Origin of the sequence: Aeromonas sp. R1-2, assembly GCF_040908505.1 — a bacterium.
GTDB classification, from domain to species: domain Bacteria; phylum Pseudomonadota; class Gammaproteobacteria; order Enterobacterales; family Aeromonadaceae; genus Aeromonas; species Aeromonas veronii.
On record NZ_JBFODU010000020.1, the window covers coordinates 70,099 to 87,289 of the forward strand.

The 17,191-nt window shown below is 57.3% G+C and carries 16 protein-coding genes; all 16 read right to left on the bottom strand.

Translation table 11 applies throughout. From position 1 onward, the window contains the following. Positions 1-40 precede the first annotated feature (40 nt). Positions 41-628 carry a nucleoside triphosphate pyrophosphatase gene (locus AB5Y76_RS08245; RefSeq protein ID WP_005340055.1) on the bottom strand — a complete coding sequence of 196 codons (588 nt, stop codon included), beginning with the start codon at positions 626-628 and terminating at the stop codon, positions 41-43. Between the two features lie 2 nt (positions 629-630). Then, positions 631-1,116: a rod shape-determining protein MreD gene (gene mreD / locus AB5Y76_RS08250; protein WP_005340054.1), complete on the bottom strand. Its 486-nt coding sequence runs from the start codon at positions 1,114-1,116 to the stop codon at positions 631-633. Continuing rightward, positions 1,116-2,006, bottom strand: a complete 891-nt coding sequence (gene mreC, locus AB5Y76_RS08255) for a rod shape-determining protein MreC (protein ID WP_005340053.1) — start codon at positions 2,004-2,006, stop codon at positions 1,116-1,118. The genes mreD and mreC overlap by 1 nt, the downstream gene beginning before the upstream one ends. Positions 2,007-2,048: 42 nt before the next feature. Beyond that, the gene (locus AB5Y76_RS08260) at positions 2,049-3,089 is read right to left on the bottom strand and encodes a rod shape-determining protein (protein WP_005340051.1); all 1,041 of its coding nucleotides are present in this window, start codon (positions 3,087-3,089) and stop codon (positions 2,049-2,051) included. 204 nt (positions 3,090-3,293) lie between these two features. Then, positions 3,294-7,775 (bottom strand): DUF6701 domain-containing protein, encoded by a 4,482-nt coding sequence (locus tag AB5Y76_RS08265; RefSeq protein WP_368177709.1) that lies wholly within the window; start codon positions 7,773-7,775, stop codon positions 3,294-3,296. 134 nt (positions 7,776-7,909) lie between these two features. Next, a complete protein-coding gene (locus tag AB5Y76_RS08270) occupies positions 7,910-8,335 on the bottom strand; it encodes an MSHA biogenesis protein MshP (protein WP_263718160.1) in 426 nt (141 codons plus the stop codon). 37 nt (positions 8,336-8,372) lie between these two features. Beyond that, positions 8,373-9,302: a PilW family protein gene (locus AB5Y76_RS08275; protein WP_263718162.1), complete on the bottom strand. Its 930-nt coding sequence runs from the start codon at positions 9,300-9,302 to the stop codon at positions 8,373-8,375. After that, positions 9,302-9,862 carry a prepilin-type N-terminal cleavage/methylation domain-containing protein gene (locus AB5Y76_RS08280; RefSeq protein WP_263718164.1) on the bottom strand — a complete coding sequence of 187 codons (561 nt, stop codon included), beginning with the start codon at positions 9,860-9,862 and terminating at the stop codon, positions 9,302-9,304. The genes AB5Y76_RS08275 and AB5Y76_RS08280 overlap by 1 nt, the downstream gene beginning before the upstream one ends. Continuing rightward, on the bottom strand, positions 9,849-10,337 hold the full coding sequence (locus AB5Y76_RS08285; protein WP_263718166.1) for a prepilin-type N-terminal cleavage/methylation domain-containing protein: 489 nt from the start codon (positions 10,335-10,337) through the stop codon (positions 9,849-9,851). The genes AB5Y76_RS08280 and AB5Y76_RS08285 overlap by 14 nt, the downstream gene beginning before the upstream one ends. A gap of 56 nt (positions 10,338-10,393) precedes the next feature. After that, positions 10,394-10,831, bottom strand: a complete 438-nt coding sequence (locus AB5Y76_RS08290; RefSeq protein ID WP_139409366.1) for a prepilin-type N-terminal cleavage/methylation domain-containing protein — start codon at positions 10,829-10,831, stop codon at positions 10,394-10,396. A 14-nt stretch (positions 10,832-10,845) separates the two neighbouring features. Further along, positions 10,846-11,517: a prepilin-type N-terminal cleavage/methylation domain-containing protein gene (locus AB5Y76_RS08295; protein WP_005348617.1), complete on the bottom strand. Its 672-nt coding sequence runs from the start codon at positions 11,515-11,517 to the stop codon at positions 10,846-10,848. A gap of 77 nt (positions 11,518-11,594) precedes the next feature. Beyond that, on the bottom strand, positions 11,595-12,056 hold the full coding sequence (locus tag AB5Y76_RS08300; RefSeq protein WP_263718172.1) for a hypothetical protein: 462 nt from the start codon (positions 12,054-12,056) through the stop codon (positions 11,595-11,597). An 88-nt stretch (positions 12,057-12,144) separates the two neighbouring features. Then, positions 12,145-13,365, bottom strand: coding sequence for a type II secretion system F family protein (locus tag AB5Y76_RS08305; RefSeq protein WP_043826246.1), 1,221 nt, complete (start codon positions 13,363-13,365; stop codon positions 12,145-12,147). A gap of 3 nt (positions 13,366-13,368) precedes the next feature. Further along, positions 13,369-15,078 carry an MSHA fimbrial ATPase MshE gene (mshE, locus tag AB5Y76_RS08310; RefSeq protein ID WP_005340025.1) on the bottom strand — a complete coding sequence of 570 codons (1,710 nt, stop codon included), beginning with the start codon at positions 15,076-15,078 and terminating at the stop codon, positions 13,369-13,371. 74 nt (positions 15,079-15,152) lie between these two features. Then, on the bottom strand, positions 15,153-16,232 hold the full coding sequence (locus AB5Y76_RS08315) for a tetratricopeptide repeat protein (RefSeq protein WP_263718176.1): 1,080 nt from the start codon (positions 16,230-16,232) through the stop codon (positions 15,153-15,155). Beyond that, positions 16,229-17,119 (bottom strand): MSHA fimbrial biogenesis protein MshM, encoded by an 891-nt coding sequence (gene mshM, locus AB5Y76_RS08320; protein WP_263718178.1) that lies wholly within the window; start codon positions 17,117-17,119, stop codon positions 16,229-16,231. The genes AB5Y76_RS08315 and mshM overlap by 4 nt, the downstream gene beginning before the upstream one ends. Between the last annotated feature and the right edge of the window lie 72 nt (positions 17,120-17,191).

Genomic DNA, 17,191 nt, shown 5'->3' on the forward strand with positions numbered 1-17,191 from the left:
GCGCAAGGGAGAAACGCAGCAGAGCACAGCTGACGGGAAATTATTTGAGCTGTTCCAGATGATGCTTGATCAGCAGGTCTGTCTCCAGCAGGGGCAGGCCGACCACGGCGCTATAGCTCCCTTCGATGCGGCTGACAAACTTGCCGGCAATACCCTGAATGCCATACGCCCCGGCCTTGTCACAGGGCTCACCGGTCTGCCAGTAGGCCTCAATCTCGGCCTCGTCCAGCTTGCGAAACGCCACGTTGGTGGTGACCAGACGCACGTCACAACGATCCTTGCTGGCCAGCGCTACCGCCGTCATCACCTGATGCACCTTGCCGGAGAGGGACTCCAGCATATCTTTGGCATCCAGCAGATCGGACGGTTTCTCCAGTACCCGGTCGCCCAGCACCACTATGGTGTCGGCACCCAGCACCGGCAACGCCGTCGGCGCACACGCCACGCCCGCCATCGCCTTGTCACGGGCGAGGCGGCAGACGTAATCCTGCGCCTTTTCACCCTCTTCCCGCTGCTCGGGCACATCCAGTTTCAGCACCTCGAAGCGGTAGCCAATCTGGGTCAGCAGTTCACGGCGACGGGGAGAAGCCGAGGCGAGATAGAGTTGTGGTTCGTTGTTTTTGTTCATATTTACCTGATATTGAAGCGGCGCCGCACCTTGCGCAGCACCAGAAACACCCAGGGCCATATTAGCATCGTCGTCAACGTCGACCAAAAGTAGGAGAAGTTGAGACTGGCCTGACTGAACAGATGCTCGGCCCAGAATACCGTCATTTTACCCACCAGCGAGAGGCCACCGATGATCAGTGCCTGCTGCCAGAGGGAGAAGTTGCGGATCTTCTGGAACTGGAAGGCCGCCAGATAGGTGGTAATGGCCATCGCCATCGCCCGCACGCCGAGGGTGCTGCCAAGCAGCACATCCAGCAGCAGGCCCGCCACCCAGGCGGTGCCGACGTTGGTCCGGTGCGGCAAGGCCAGCGCCCAGTAGATGAGCACCATGGCCAGCCAGTCCGGACGGAAGGGGTCAAATTCGAAAGGAAGCGGCAGGATCGACAGGCTCAAGGCCAGCAGGATCGAGATCCAGATCCAGATCCTGCCGCTGGCGGGTTCTAGCATCAGCGGGTGGCTCCTGCGGCGGACGCAGCGGGAGCCGCCCGTTCGCCATCCTCATCGTGTACTTCAGGCTTCTTGTCGGTCCACAGCAGCAGCAGATAACGCAGTCTGTCCAGCTCCACCAGCGGCTTGGCCTCGACCTGGGCGAAGGGCTTGCCCTCCACATACTCGGAGCGGGTCACTGTCGCCACCGGATAACCTTCCGGGAAGCGGCCACCCAGACCCGAGGTGACCAGCAGGTCACCCACCTGAATATCGGTGTTGCGCGGCAGGTTGCGCAGCTCAAGCTTGTCGAGCTCGCCACTGCCGGAGGCAATGGCGCGCAAGTCGTTGCGCAGCACCCGCACCGGAATGCCGTGGCTGGAGTCGGTGATCAGCAGCACGCGACTGGTGGTGGAGCCCACGTGGAGCACCTGGCCAATCACACCCTGATCGTTGATCACCGCCTGACCGTTGTAGACGCCATCCAGCGCCCCCTTGTTGATCAGCACCTGATGGCTGAAGGGGTCGGAATCCACCGACAGCAGCTCGGCCACCATCTTGCGGGACTCCTTGTGCACCGGCGAGCCCAGCAGCTCACGCAGCCGCTGATTCTCGTGCTCCAGCTGATCCATTTTGAGCAGACGGGCACGCAGGGTAAACAGCTGTTGCTCCTGCTGTTTGGTCTGCTCGATGAGATCGGCGCGGGTCTGCACCTGGGTCGACATGGTGTCGAGCAGGGTACCGGGCGCATTGGCCATGTATTGCAGGGGACTGACTAACGAACTGAGGTAGACGCGGACATGGGTAAACACACCGAAGCGGGAATCCGCGACGATGGCAGCGATGGAGATGATGACGGCGAGAAACAACCGTAACTGAAGCGAAGGGCCTCTACCAAAAATGGGTTTCATGGGTCGTCAAAAAAGAGCCGGCACGCTGGCCGGCTTTGGGTCTTATTCGTAGTGGAACAGATCGCCACCGTGCATATCGATCAGCTCCAGCGCCTTGCCGCCGCCACGGGCCACACAGGTGAGGGGATCTTCGGCCACGACGACAGGAATGCCGGTCTCTTCCATCAGCAGACGGTCGATATCTTTCAACAGTGCGCCACCACCGGTCAGCACCATGCCGCGCTCGGAGATGTCGGAAGCCAGTTCCGGCGGAGATTGCTCCAGCGCCACCATGACGGCAGCCACGATACCGGACAGCGGCTCTTGCAGCGCTTCCAGGATTTCGTTGGAGTTGAGAGTGAAGCTGCGCGGTACACCTTCAGCCAGGTTGCGACCACGGACTTCAATCTCGCGCACCTCTTCGCCCGGATAGGCGGAGCCGATCTCGTGTTTGATGCGCTCGGCAGTCGCTTCACCGATCAGGCTGCCGTAGTTGCGACGGACGTAGCTGATGATCGCCTCGTCAAACTTGTCGCCACCGATACGGACGGACTGGGAGTAGACCACACCGTTTAGAGAGATGATGGCCACTTCAGTGGTACCACCACCGATATCGACCACCATGGAACCGGTCGCTTCGGACACCGGCAGGCCGGCACCGATGGCAGCAGCCATAGGCTCGTCGATCAGGTAGACCTCGCGGGCACCGGCGCCCAGTGCGGACTCCTTGATGGCGCGACGCTCAACCTGAGTTGAACCGCACGGTACACACACCAGCACACGCGGGCTGGGGCGGAAATAGTTGTTGTCGTGAACCTGTTTGATGAAGTGCTGCAGCATCTTCTCGGTCACGTAGAAATCGGCGATCACGCCATCTTTCATCGGGCGGATTGCGGAAATGTTGCCCGGGGTACGGCCCAGCATCTGCTTGGCGGCATGACCGACAGCAGCGACCGATTTGGCGTTCCCGCGCTCTTGGCGAATGGCGACAACTGAGGGTTCGTTAAGGACGATCCCTTGATCTTTTACATAGATCAGGGTGTTGGCAGTTCCCAAATCGATCGACAGATCGTTGGAAAAGACGCCTCTGAGCTTTTTGAACATGGCTACGGGAAATCCTAAGAATTTGGAGGTGCAGAAAACCGGCTAACTTTACCAATGCCCACCCCAATGGGCAAGCGCTCAAACTGTCGCCAATCAATCAGGCGCGACAAAAATGCGAGTCATCACTCACTCGCACACGCTTGCAAACACTAATAAACAAGGATTTAGGGGGATGCTGTTGAGCCAACCCCCCTTACACATCAATTACTGCAATACTTCGCGCCGATAAATAATTCTGTCATTACCCCGGCTGGAGCCGAAAATGGCCTCACCTTGCAGGTTGCCGTCATTGGCACTCGTTGGGTCAGACAACCAGAGTGGCGATGATGGCTGTTTTGCCAAATCGACCTTGTAGGGGATGCGCACCGAGATGTCCGGCTTGGCAAAGTGGAACAAGATCTCCCCATCTTTCGCCAGTGCAGCATCCCCACCCGGTGCCGAACTGCCCAACCCCAGCTTGATCTTGCGACCCGCCCCCAAATTCAGCTCGCGAGTCGCCGCATCAAAGGTGTGACTCGGATTGAGGAAAGTGAACCCCTGATTGGCCAAAGAGAGCTGGGTACATTGATCTTCCTTGTTTTGCAGCCAGTTGCCCGCTTCGTAATATTGCATCTGCAGTGGAATGGCCAGCGGCGCCGAGGCCAGACCCGCCGCCGTACTAGCCTGCAGGCGGCCATAATAAGCCGTCATGGTGTTATTCACCCGCGTAGGAATCGTCAACTGCTTGGCATTGCAGTTGACCCCTTTGGTACAACCATTCTTGATGCCAGGATGCAGGTCAGCGTCAGCCATGAAGGTGACTGAGGGTGACTCCTCATCAAGCACTTGCAGGCCAAAACGCAGTAACTTAAAGGGCTCTTCGGGAGTAGTCAGGCCGGGATCACGCTCAGAAAGCCGGGCGAAGCGGCTCTGGCTGTCAATATTGACTTCGCCTGATGCCCAGCTGGCCATCATGCTTCCCACTCGATCCGTGCGATCAATCCCATCATGATTATTTCCTGCAACCAGATAGAGCCGCCCCTTCGCGAACTCGCCACCATAGTTTTTGGTCACCCCGGCACTCTTGTTACGAGCCTGTACCGTCATCTTGACCCCGAATGGCTGACTCATATAGCTGAACTGCCCGCAAGCAGGAGTAAGCACCCCGCTCAGCAAATTGAAATCCCAAGGGACAAAACGTCCCACCGGCACGCTGCTGGCGGGAGGGATGGTGTAGCCGAAATAGCCCGTAGATACAGTGCTTCCTTCTGGCGGCTTTGCCACCGGTGGCGTCGCCGTCATCCGGAATACCCCCACCTCGCTCACCGTCTGGCTAATGCTATTGATGCTGTTGAGCGCAGCCACATGGCTATAGGCGGTAGTACCCAGCGTTGCATTGGTGCCCGGATTGGGTGCCACCAGCGTACTGCCCAGAGCAACATTGGGCAGGGCAAAGTTGGGCGTAGTCAGATTCCCTGCGCAGATATCTCCATCATTGGCGGATTCCCAGGCCATCGCCTTGATATCTACCAGGAACGTTTCCCCCGCTTTTTTGAATACCGGACAGCTGCTGTCACCTGCCGCGCAGACCCCTTGCGGGGGCATAATGCACAGGCCGACCGGACGTGCCACAAACGTGTCGGACCCCGTCATCACTAGACCAGCCGTCTCACCACTGCCATTATGACTGGCTGAAAGCTGCATCTGACCCGCATCCGGGTAGGTCACTTTTTTCAAGGTCGCTTTACCCTGATTATCAAAAGTCAGGTTGAGGGTGGTTGGTGTTGGTGAAGGAACACTGGCGGCATAAGTTGCAATGGCGTTGCCATCGATGGAGATCTTGCTACCAAAGCTATTGGTATTTGGATTGTTGTACGTTCCCCAAAAGCCGACAGACCTCACGCCGGTAAATCCGGGCACACATTGCTTGGTAATATCGTCTTTTTTGACCGCACTGATAGTCACATCCTGAGGCTGATTGGAATAAGTATCAGGCACATCAAAGAAGAAGCCGCTATCGGCAAAGTTCAGGGTACAGGCTGCCGCACTGGGCGTACCGGCCCCGGCCTTGCACAAGGTTTCACTGAGTGGTTTGACAGCAGGAACGGAATTGTTCACGCCCAACGTCACTTGGGTCTGAGTATTGTTACGCAACAAAACTTTGCCCGTTCCACCGGTAAAGGTCACCGTATTGCCACTCACATTGTTGGCACCAGACAATGGGTACCAACCACCATCCTGGAGGCTCTGTGGCAACAAGGAAACAGCAACTTGTTCGGTAATCAGCAGACTGCAATCTGGATTTGCACACGCCTTGATAGTGATCTCTTCCGGATTGCAGGTCAGAGGTTGACCCGAATACTGCAACTCGAAATGATCTACCTGAACGCCTACCTCTCTTGATTTCAGCGCACATATTTCTACGTTATCGAGTTCGTGAATATTGGTCAGGGCACCTGTAGAACCTGTCAATGACACATAAAAGTCTTGCGGTAACGGACTTTGCCCCAATGCAGGATCCAGCGCATCAAACGAATCGATAAGAGAAATAAACCCGCTTCCCGTATCACGCTCTACTTTGACCATCGCTCGCCCACTGGTTCGTGAATCAATCGTCAGACGGTAACGATGGTTGGCGCTACCGTTACCATCTACCTTTGGACTCAAGCAACTGGTATTAACATTGGTAGTTCCGTTATTACAGGTGCCTCGCAGATAGTTATATCCGGAAAAATTGGATCCCGAGCCACGCACGACAACCGATTGCGGGCGATAGCCCACACTTCCCCCCCCCCCAAAGGATGAGAAGTTGCCATATTCATCCAAGCCAAATCCGAGCCAACCGCCAGCAAATCCAGGTGAGTTACTCGGTTGATAATGGCCATAACCCAAGGGCCCCCCAGCAGCACCTGGCTGTGGCGTCACCGACGCGTCAGAAAGCACAACTGTCATACCATCTGCACCAGTGCTCGTGCCACCATAGGCGTAGTGATTAAATGTCAGCGTCACCAGATTGCCAGCAGCAGGAAATAGCCGCTGATAAGTCGCAGAGGTTGCTTGTCCCGTGCTGGCTTGGGTCATCCGTAAACGTCGATCTGCCGTAATGGATGGTATAAATCCTCCAGCACTCTGCTTGACGGCCCACCTATCACCGAGCGGCTGGGAGAAGTCATCGGTCTCACAAATCAATGTCGAGCCACCACAGGGATGACGTTGACTATATAACTCAGCTATCTGAGTGTCAGACAGGGCCGAACCATAAATAGCAACCTCATCAATTCGGCCATTAAAGCTGCGACTATCAATATAATCTCGGCCAATCTCCAAATTTTGTGTATTTGCTCTTAATGAATTTGCATCATTACCTCTAGCTGTATCAGCGACGCCATTGATATATATTTTTTGACGTTGATTGCCAGCAGCCATTGCATCATAGCGAATGACTATATGGGACCATGTATTTAACGGTATTTTGGTGTTTGTTGTCAGTGTCTGGTTCACGCCAGAACTTCTTTCCCAATACCAGAACACTCTGCCTTGACTATCCAGATGAAACTCATAGTTGCCATCTTTTGACACGATAGAATACAAATTTCCAGCTGATGGTCGACTTACCGGATATATCCAAGCAGAAACAGTTAACTGATTGGAAAATGACAAACGAGCGTCATGTGGCACTTCAATGTATTGATTACTGCTGCCAGTAAACTCACCATAACCACAAGTACCAAGATTATTCGCGTTTGCAGGTAATGCAGGCGACACCGTATTGGTTTTAGCTCCCCTCATTGCGCGACCATGTAGCACATCAGCAACAGCGTTTTTGACTTCTCCTGCAACACCAGTCCACTTACTCTCTTCAAGCTGATACAAGGCAACAGGTGCCGGGGCACAAGCATTTACCGGATTTGACACTGGTAGGCAAGTACCAGTCACAGAGCTATTGTTGACATTCACCACCCCACCGGCATTATTTGTTGCAGCAGTCAGATTGCCATAAACCGTAGAATTGGTAACAGTGATATTATTTGATGTGGTCGAGATAATGACAGGACTTCCCTGAGTTCCCAGTTGGCTACCTGTTGCATTAAAAGAGCTAGCCCCAGAGACACTGCCACTAGTCATATTAACTGAGTTGAACGTCACTGGATTATTTGAGCGCATGGTAATATTACCACTATAAGTTCCGCCAGATATCGTCAACGAACTATTTGCACTGATATCTCCTGATAACTGCACATTAGTCACACTGACAGAGTTACTACTGCTGGTGATATTTCCCTGAACAACTCCCGAGTTTAGCGACACGTTCCCACTGGTAGTAATACTTCCGTATAAGTAGATATTGTTCAGTGTAATATTTGAGCTGCCAGCTAAAATATCACCGTATATGGTATTTTGATATCCTTGAGATACAATGCCACCAAAACTAGTCTTAAGGTTTATTCTACTTGAGGCACTGCCAATCTTGTTATTCGTGAGAGAAATCCCGGCATCTGCACTCAGCGTTGAATCTTGACTAGCGACAATCACATCACCGTCGTTTAATGTTACCTGACCATTACCACCAGTACAGGTGTAAACATTTCCTGACTTTTGCCATGTGGTATTACATGGTGGGTATTGATTGATGGATAAATTATATTGTTGCGCCACAGCTGTACCGCAGAAAAGTAATAAACCAACCAGCCATTTAAAATCCATCACTTTCCTCTCCACTTGTATCATCTGCCGCAATATCGATCGTCAGTACAAAGTGCAGGCGAATGACTTGCACTGAAATAGCGATAACCACTCCAGCCAGAAGTGACTAACACAGCCGACATCATCGCCATCACGATTCATGGCGTTCCTCCATCATAAGCTTCGACCATCAGGGTTCGGCTCACGGCAAAATCAGGGTTGGCACTGTCAAGGTCCGAGCTGCCACAGGTTCCGACACTCTCGAGACGATAGCCATTGGTCACAGATCCGTTATAAGTCACCGGCACCGTGGCGCAACGAACCACAGCCTGACAGTTGGTCAGCCCTGGATTGTTGGCAAAGCTCAGTGGGCTGCTTGCCAGGCAGACCGCAGGAGGGTTCGGTTGGGCAAGCGTGCGCTTGGGGAACAACCGATAGAGCGCCACTTCCAGCCCGCTCTGGGCGGCCAGCAGAGCCCGCACGCTGCGCACCTCCACGGTATTTTTCTCGCCGCTATCGACCAGAAAACGGCCCATTGCAGCCGCCAGCAGGGCCATCACCACAATCACAAACAGGGCGATCATCAAGGCACTGCCTCGCATCCGTCCGAAAGCGTGTGGATCAGGGCACATTGAACACCTCTATCTTGTGGTTGAAGGTGACCGACTCCCCCTTGCGCTCGAAGACAAAGCGCATGCCAAACTCCCCTTCGGCGTTAAACGCCGAGGTTTCCCGATAGAAGGTGCCAATACGAAGGGAATCCGCCATCAACACGCCCTGTGCAGGTAAGGATGCTCCAATGGGGGCTGTGGCACGGGTCAGCGTGTTTCCTTCCACACAGTAGCGAACCTGCTGGTTGGCAAAATAGACCCGGCTGCCTGGAGAGAGGCCCGTCAGACTCTCGGCACTGGTATAGCGGATAGTTTGCGCTCCGGATACGGGCGTCAGCACATCGGTAACCCTGGCTACGCAGCGGCCATAATCGCAGCCTGCCGTAAGCGAACCGACATTTTTGTCCGGCACGGGGAATACAATCAGCTGATCGTCTTTTTTAACGGCGGTGGCATCCACATCCAGCGGATTGGCAGCAGAAGCCGGGGTCGCCATCACCAGCTCAAGGGTGGCCGTGCTCCCCGACATGGCGCGGTTAAGTGCCAGATAGCGGCTCGAGGTGCTGATGGGCCAGAACCGCAAACAGGCACCGGTGTCGTCCCATGTCCCGCCAGTCGTCTCGATCCGCTCCGATCCCGGCACCGCATCGCGCAGTTCGCGGTTAAGCCGCTCCATGGCGAAGCGGGCATCGCTCATCAGCTGCTCACGGCTGCTGGCATCGCCATAAATCTGGGTACCGATACCGATAAACTGGCTGGTAAAGGTCGCCATGATGCCGAGCAGCAGGATGACCATCACCAGCTCGACCAAGGTAAAGCCACGGTTACCCCGAGGTTTACGGTAGGTTCGATTGGCCGCCAGGCGTAATCTGGCGCCGAAATTGGCTAATGGCGAGGATATTCTGGCAGACAGGCAACACCCGACAGTGGAGCGATCCATCAGTAGTTCCCTCGGTAGAAGGAGAAGTCGAGCACGCTCTGATCCGGTAGCTTGATCTGCAGATCAATACGCTTGCCCACCGAGCAGGGCGCGGCACAACTCCTGAAGGTGCCATCGCTGAAATCGGCACCGCTCACCGCAATTTTCACCTGATAGTTGCGATACTCCTCGCTGCTGACTCCCGCCGCAGTCTGGGTCAGGGTGTTGGCATCCACCCAGCTACCTGCGGTATCGAAATCATCCACATCGTTATAGGCATAGGATGCGGGCTCGCCATCCGGACCATAACTGGTGGAGCAGGAAGAGATGGTCACCCCTGCCACCTGCTCGCCACAACGATAACGACCACCGTTATGATCCGAATGTTCATCAAACGACTTTTGCAAGATCTCGCCGGAGAGGCGCTGGGCCAGCTGGGCGGCGCGTACCTGCTGCACCGGATCCACCGCCTGCGGCACCTGATTGATGAGTAAACCGAGAATGCCGGTCAGCGCCACCGCCAGCAGCACTATGCCGACGATCAGCTCGATCAGGGTAAAACCACGCCTAAGGGATCTCATGGATAAACCCCTCGGATTCAATCTTGATACGGCCACTCTCGCGACCATCGGTGACTTGCAGCTCGCAGCCACCGGCGCAGCTACCGAGCGGGCGGCCCATTTGATCAAAGCGGATAACAAAAGGAGGCGTGCCCTTGTTCGAGGAGAGGGAGATCCCGACAGACAGGGCCACCGGACGACCACGGGTGAGCTGATTAGTGTTCCAGCTCGATATGGCCGCAGGATTATCACATGGGGATTCTGTGCTGTGGCCAAATTGGCTAGATTCAACAAGTAGTGAGGTACAACGATTGGCCGGTTCGTGCATATTGACGGTCTGTACCAGCCGCAGCCGGGTCAGCAGTTCGTCACGCACGGTTTGAGTTTCAAAGCCGCCTTTGCCCAGCCATTTGGGCACGGCAAAGGCGGCCAGAATCCCGAGCAACAGGATCACCAGTACCAGTTCAATCAGGGTAAAGCCCTTGGTTGCAGGCATGGTTTTTCTCATCAGGGAAAAGAGAAAGCGAGGCCGAAGCCTCGCCTTTTTAATCATTATTTACCGCATTCAGTACTTACTGCGATGGAGGGTACGCCACCTACAGCAGTAATAGTATTCGCATAAGTCACAGCACACTTACTGTTAGGTTCGTTGCTGGGTTTAAAAGTACCAGGAGTACCAGACACTTCACTCCATCCATCCAGAGCAACAGTTTTACCTGCATCTGTGGTGAGTGGGTAACCAAATTTGGTGTTAACTGTGGTACCGGCTACAGAAACAGCACCAGAGGTACCCTCAATTCCCAGAATTGCAGCTTTGCTATATACCAACTGGGAAGAGCTTTGCAGAGATGCTTTGACACCATCTGCAGCTGCTTTACGAGCATCATCCTGCAAATTCAGGAACTTGGGTGCAGCGGTGACCGCCAGAATACCCAGAATGATGATCACGATAACCAGTTCGATCAGGGTAAAACCCGCCTGTTTTTTCATTTCACTTTCCTCTGTTAATTAATATTTGTGGTCACCTGACCGGACGCCGGACGGTAACTGAAACTCATAAATGCATCAGTCTTGCCTTGCGGATCCTGATACTTGCCATCACTGCCCTTACTCAAACTATTGACCAAATAGTAACGGCAGACCGAATCCAGTCCATTACTGCTCACTGTGGCATAGTATTTCAGGTCATTGCCGCTACCGCGCACTTCATTGAAGCTGGCCGTAGCCTTGGGCGGGTTTTGCAGTAACCCCTCCCAAATATTGAGACAACGTTCGGCGGTCAGATTGGCCGGATCCACATCGGGATTACCGCTTGCAACGGTATCCATGGGATAGCCAGGCGACAGCTCGCCGTTGCTGATCTGGGTATCGGTCGGAGTGGTCAGATAGAAGCGGCTGCCGTCATAGAGCACGGTATTGAGGCTGTCCTGTTTGGCGCGACCTTCCGCCTCCCATTGAGCACGCACCAGCGAAACGCCGGTAGCAAAACCGCCGGAGACCCCTTCCACGCTGGCCTTCTTCGCTTCGTCAGTCACATCGAGAAAGCGCGGCAGCGCAGTCACCGCCAGGATCCCCAGGATCACGATAACGATCACCAGCTCAATGAGGGAAAAGCCGGCAGACCGTCTTCTCATCCCGTTTTCCGGCATTGTTGGTGCCATTGGTTTCATTGTCATGCTCCCTCCGTAATGCCCCGCATTATTTCATGCAGGCCCAAAAAAATCATGTAGTTGGGTCATATGATTAGTTTCATTCAAGGCTTTTTCATCACCCGCCCGTCAGAAAACTGATAAACCAGCCAATAACCATCCCACCCCATCTCGCAACCACTGCCATCGGGGCGGGCCAGAACCTGCAGGGGAGGCATGCCCCCCTTCGTCTCACCCATCAGTGCCAGCCACAACTGACGGCAATTTTCCGAAGGAGATTGCAGCGGCACCAGCCCCAAGGGCCACCCTCGGGCATCAAACTGCCACCCCTTGCCGGCGGCATGCAGTGTCTGCGGGCGCCGCTCATCGAGCCAAATGCCGTGCAAACGCTGTGCCCGCTCGGCAAATTGTTCCCCCAGCAAGGTGAGAGTGAGCTGCTGCGCCTCTTCCCGGTGGACCTGATAGCTGCGCACCAGGGTCGCCACAATCACCATCAACAGGATGATCACGGCGATCCGCCGATATCCGGTCAGCCAGCGATCATCCTGCTGCGTCTGTCTGTTCATCCAGCCCTCGACTCCACCGCTCACTTGTCTCTTACGGCTTGCATCATGTCCCACCACCCAGGCGTGAAGATATCCAGTTCCAGCAAGATTACTTGCCGCGAACTGCGCGCATCATGTCCCACATAGGCGTGAAGATACCCAGCGCCAGGATCAACACCATTACTGCCACGATCCCGATCAGAATCGGCTCGATGCGGGCGGTGAGACTCTTGAGGTCATAATCCACCTCCCGCTCGTAATACTCGGCCGCTTCGTGCAGCAGGTCATCGACCTGACCGGTCTCCTCCCCCACGGCGATCATCTGCATCACCAGCGGGGTGAACAGGCCGCTGCTGCTGGCAGTGCGAAGCAGGCTCTCGCCCCGCTCGATACCGGCGCGCATATCCCGCACCCGTCCCGCCATATAAGCGTTATCTACTGCATCGGCCACCAGGGTCAGCGCCGTGTTCAGCGGCACCCCGGCTTTGAGCATCATGGAAAAACTGCGAGCAAAACGGGCCAGCAGGGAGCGCTCTATGATAGTGCCGACGATCGGCAACTTGAGCTGCCAGCGGTGCCAGGTCAGCTTGCCCTTGGTGGTGGCGACCCAGCGGCGCCAGCCGAACACCATCCCAGCCAGAATGGCGAGCAGCAGCCACCAGTAGTGGACGAAAAAGTGGGAAGTCGCTAGCAGAATGCGGGTCGCCAGCGGCAACTCCACCCCGAATTTGGCGAACATGCCGGCAAACACCGGGATCACCATGATATTGAGGATCACCATGGCGATACCGATGGCGATCATCACGAAGCTGGGGTAGCGCATGGCAGTCTTGATCCGCTTGCGAGTCTCCAGCTCCAGCTCGAAATAGTTGGCGAGCTGCAAAAAGGACTCTTCCAGCTGACCTGTGTTCTCACCCACATGGATGATGGCGACGAACAGGCTGCTGAATACCTTGGGGTGCGCCTGCATCGAGCTCGACAGCGGACGACCGTTGCCGAGATCTTCCCCCAGCGAGTGAAGCGCCCGCTTGAGCGGCTTGCTGTGAGTGCTCTCCTCCAGCCCGGCGATGGCGCGCAGGATCGGGATCCCGGCCCGGGTCAGGGCATACATCTGGCGGCTGAAGATCACCAGCTCGTCCAGCTTGACGCCCCCTTCCAGCAACAGTGACCAGTCGATGGCGGCGGACTTGGCCTTGCCCGGTTTGAGCTCGGTGGGCATCACGCCACGGCGCATCAGCTGCTCGGCGGCCGCCATCTCGTTGGCCGCTTCTACCACGCCACTGGTGGCGTTGCCCTGGCTGTCACGCCCCTTGTAGGCAAAGTTAGCCATCGCTTACCCCAAATCCTCGGCCAGTCGCAGCACCTCGTCCACCGAGGTGATCCCCTGACGGGCATAATCGAGGGCTGTGAGGGCCAGCGGCCGATAGTGTTCGTGTTGACGGGCCGCCTTGGCGAACCCTTCCGCATCGTTGCGGCGCAGGGCATCCATCATCGGCTGATCCAGCTCCAGCAGCTCGTAGACCCCGATCCGGCCGGAATAACCGGTAAAGTTGCAGCTCTGGCAACCCCGGCCCTTGTGATAGGTGTGTTGGCCAGGCGCCTCGCCGGAGAGTACGGTGAGCCAGGTGGCCTGCCCTTCGTCGGGCGCCTTCTCCTCAACGCAGTGTTCACATACCCGCCGCACCAGCCGCTGGGCGACCACCGCCCGCAGGGCGCTCGCCACCAGATAGCCGGGCGCCCCCATGTCGATAAGGCGCAAGGCACTGGTCACCGCATCGTTGGTGTGCAAGGTGGTCAGCACCAGGTGACCTGTGATGGCGCCACGCAGACCGATCTCTACCGTCTCGTTGTCACGCATCTCACCCACCAGCAGGATGTCCGGATCCTGACGCAGGGTGGAGCGCAGCACGTTGGAGAAGGTGAGGCCGATCTTGGGGTTGACCTGCACCTGATTGACGCGGGAAAGACGATACTCCACCGGGTCTTCTACCGTGATGATCTTGTTGCTGGACTGGTTGAGCTCGGAGAGGGCGCCATAGAGGGTGGTGGTCTTGCCGCTACCGGTCGGGCCGGTCACCAGGATCATGCCGTGCGGGCGTTTGAGCTGGCGACGGAAACGGGTCAGGATCTCAGGCGGCATGCCGGTCTCGGTCAGCGACAGAATGCCGGAGGATTGATCCAGCAGACGCATCACCACAGACTCGCCATACTGCACCGGCATGGTGGACATCCGCACATCCACATCTCGACCGCGCACCTTCATATTGAAACGGCCATCCTGCGGCAAGCGCTTCTCGGAGATATCGAGCCCCGCCACCAGCTTGAGGCGCAGCACCAGCGCCTGGGCGATGCGCACCTCGTTGAGGATGTTCTCGTGGAGGATGCCGTCGATCCGCTGGCGAATGCGCAGCACCTTCTCGTCCGGTTCGATGTGGATATCCGACGCACCTACCTGCACCGCATCCTCGAACAGGGAGCGCAGCAGCTTGGCCACCGTCGCCTCCCCCTCATCGTTAGCCCCCAGATTGCTGGAGCCCAGCTCGAAGCCGGAGTCCTGATACTCCTCCTGCAGCTGTTCGGCGAAGCTCTCGATCTCGCGGGTCCGGCGATAGAGGCGGTCGAAATACTCCAGCAACTGCCCTTCCCGCGCCACCGCCAGCACCATGATGCGCGGGCTGAGCAGGGCCGCGATGGCATCCAGTGCGCTCAGATCAGCCGGATCCGACATGGCCACCGTCACCTTGTCGTCGGTAAGGTTGACCGCCAGCGCTCGATAACGGCGCGCCTGCACTTCGGGCAGCAGCGGCACCGCGGCGGCGTCGATGGTGAGGTTGTTGAGATCGAAGAAGGGCACATCCAGCTGGCGGGCGAGGAACTGCAACAGCTGCACCTCGCTGATAAAGCCGAGGTCGATGAGGGTGGTGCCCAGCTTGCGGCCGGTCTGACGCTGCTGCTGCAGGGCAAGCTGCAGCTGATCATCAGAGATGATCTGCTCTTGTACCAGCAGGTCGCCGAGGCGCATTTTCAGTCTGGGTTGTGCCATGTTTGCTCCGATCTCTGTTACTTCACACCCGTTGCCGCATCCGATTAGGCTTAGCTAATCGAACCTGCTGTTTATCAAGGGGTTAGTTGACCAATTCGTTGTTCCAGCCAGTTGGTCGACGCCTCGCCGAGGTTGCCGTGCAACAAAGCGTTGCGATAGGCATCGAGCGCCCGCTGGCTGTGACCCTGACCATCCTCGGCCACGCCGAGACCAAGCCACCAGCGGCCCTGATCCGGCTGCTGACGCAGCAGCTTCACATAGAGCGCCGCCGCATCGGCATTCTGGCCCAGCTCCTGAGTCAGCCCGGCCCAGGTCGCGTAATAGTCCATGTTGCTGGCGAGATCCGGCTGATAGCCGGACAGCCAGCCAAGCGCCTGCTGCTGTTGCCCCTCGCTGATGGCAAGGCGGGCCAGCAGCAGACGAAAATCGGCCTGTTGGGGATCGAGCCGGATCCCCTCTTCCAGCAGCTGACGCGCCTCGGTCAGGCGGCCCTCGCCGTAGAGCAGCCCCGCCAGCTGCTCGCGCGCCCCCTGGTTGTAGGGGTCGTGGGCCAGCACCTGATAGTAGTTGTCCTGCGCATCCCGCAGGCTTCCCTTGGCCATGGCGGTCGTCGCCTTGCGCTCCGCCAGTGCCGCCAGCTCCTTGGCCGACAGCTCGACCGTCTCGATCTTCAATACGCTCGGCTTGCGCGGCGCGCTGGCGACTGCCTGCTGCTCTGCCGCCAGTTCGGCGTAAAGCTCGGGCTGCAGCTCTTCATCGGTCGGCTCGGACTCGTCAACATCGCTGGAGGCATCAAAGGGTGCACCGTCGGCCGTGTCGCCAGAGTCATATCCCCCGACCTCATCATTCACCTCGTCCTGACTTGGCAGCGGCAGCGCGGCCGCCACCTCGACCGGCTCGGGCTGACTGACGGGCGCGGCGGCCCTTGCCACCACATCGGGGGCGACCACTTCGCTGGCAGCCGTCACGGGTTGGGTCTGCTGCCAGTAGATCCAGGTTCGCCAACCAAGGATCCCCAGTGCCAGACCGCAGATCAGGGTCAGCAGCAACATCCACCATCCCTGCTGGCGCGCAGGGGCAATATAGACGGCAGCACCTTCGGATCCTTGCTGGCGCCGATCCAGATCTTTCAGCATCTGGTTGATAACGCTCATGGCCAGACTCCATAAGCCAGGGCGCACCCCAGCAACAGTAACAGGGGCCACCAGCGCCGTGGCGCAAAGCGGCGGGCATCGTCGGTATCGCGAATGGCGAGCCGCACCAGACGGCTATCGACCTGACGCACACCCTGACCATAGGCCAGCATCAGGCACTTCTGCGCCAGGATATTGATCAGTCTCGGGATCCCTCGCGATGCGCGCCACAACAGGCGCATGGCGCGACCTGCAAACAGCGGTGCCCCGCGGTAACCGGAGACCTGCAATCTGTGCTCCAGATAGGCGCGGGTCTCGTCAAAACGCAGCGGCCGCAGGCAGTAGGAGAAGCCAATCCGCTGGCGCAATTGGCGCAGATGCGGCTTGGCCAGTCTGGCATCCAGCTCCGGCTGGCCGAACAGCACGATCTGCAGCAGCTTGCTCGATTCGGTCTCGAGATTGCCGAACAGGCGGATCGCCTCCAGCGTCTCGTCCGGCAGCGCTTGCGCCTCGTCGATCAGCACCACCACCCGGCTGCCCTGCTGGTGCAGACTGATCAGGTGACGATGGATACGATCGGTCAGATCCAGCTCGCTCTGATCCCGTACCGCCAACCCCAGCTCCAGCGCCAGCGCGATGCGCAGTTCGGCCGGAGTGAGGTGGGGATTGGGCAACCAGGCAAGCCGCACCGGACGCGCTTCCGAGCCCAGCTCGCTGAGCAGCTTGCGGCAGAGCAGGGTCTTGCCGGTGCCCACCTCGCCGGTCACCTTGATAAAGCCCTCCCCCTGCGCCAGCGCCCAGTTCAGCACCTGCAGCGCCTCTTCGTGAGGCGGCAGGCCGTAGTAGAAGCAGGTATTGGGAGTGAGGCTGAACGGTGCCTCCTGCAGGCCGAAGTGGGTCAGGTACATGAGACCTCACCTGCCACGGCAAGCAAGCAGCCTGTGCAGTCAATACTGCACAGGCCGTTCGGGATAAGGGTG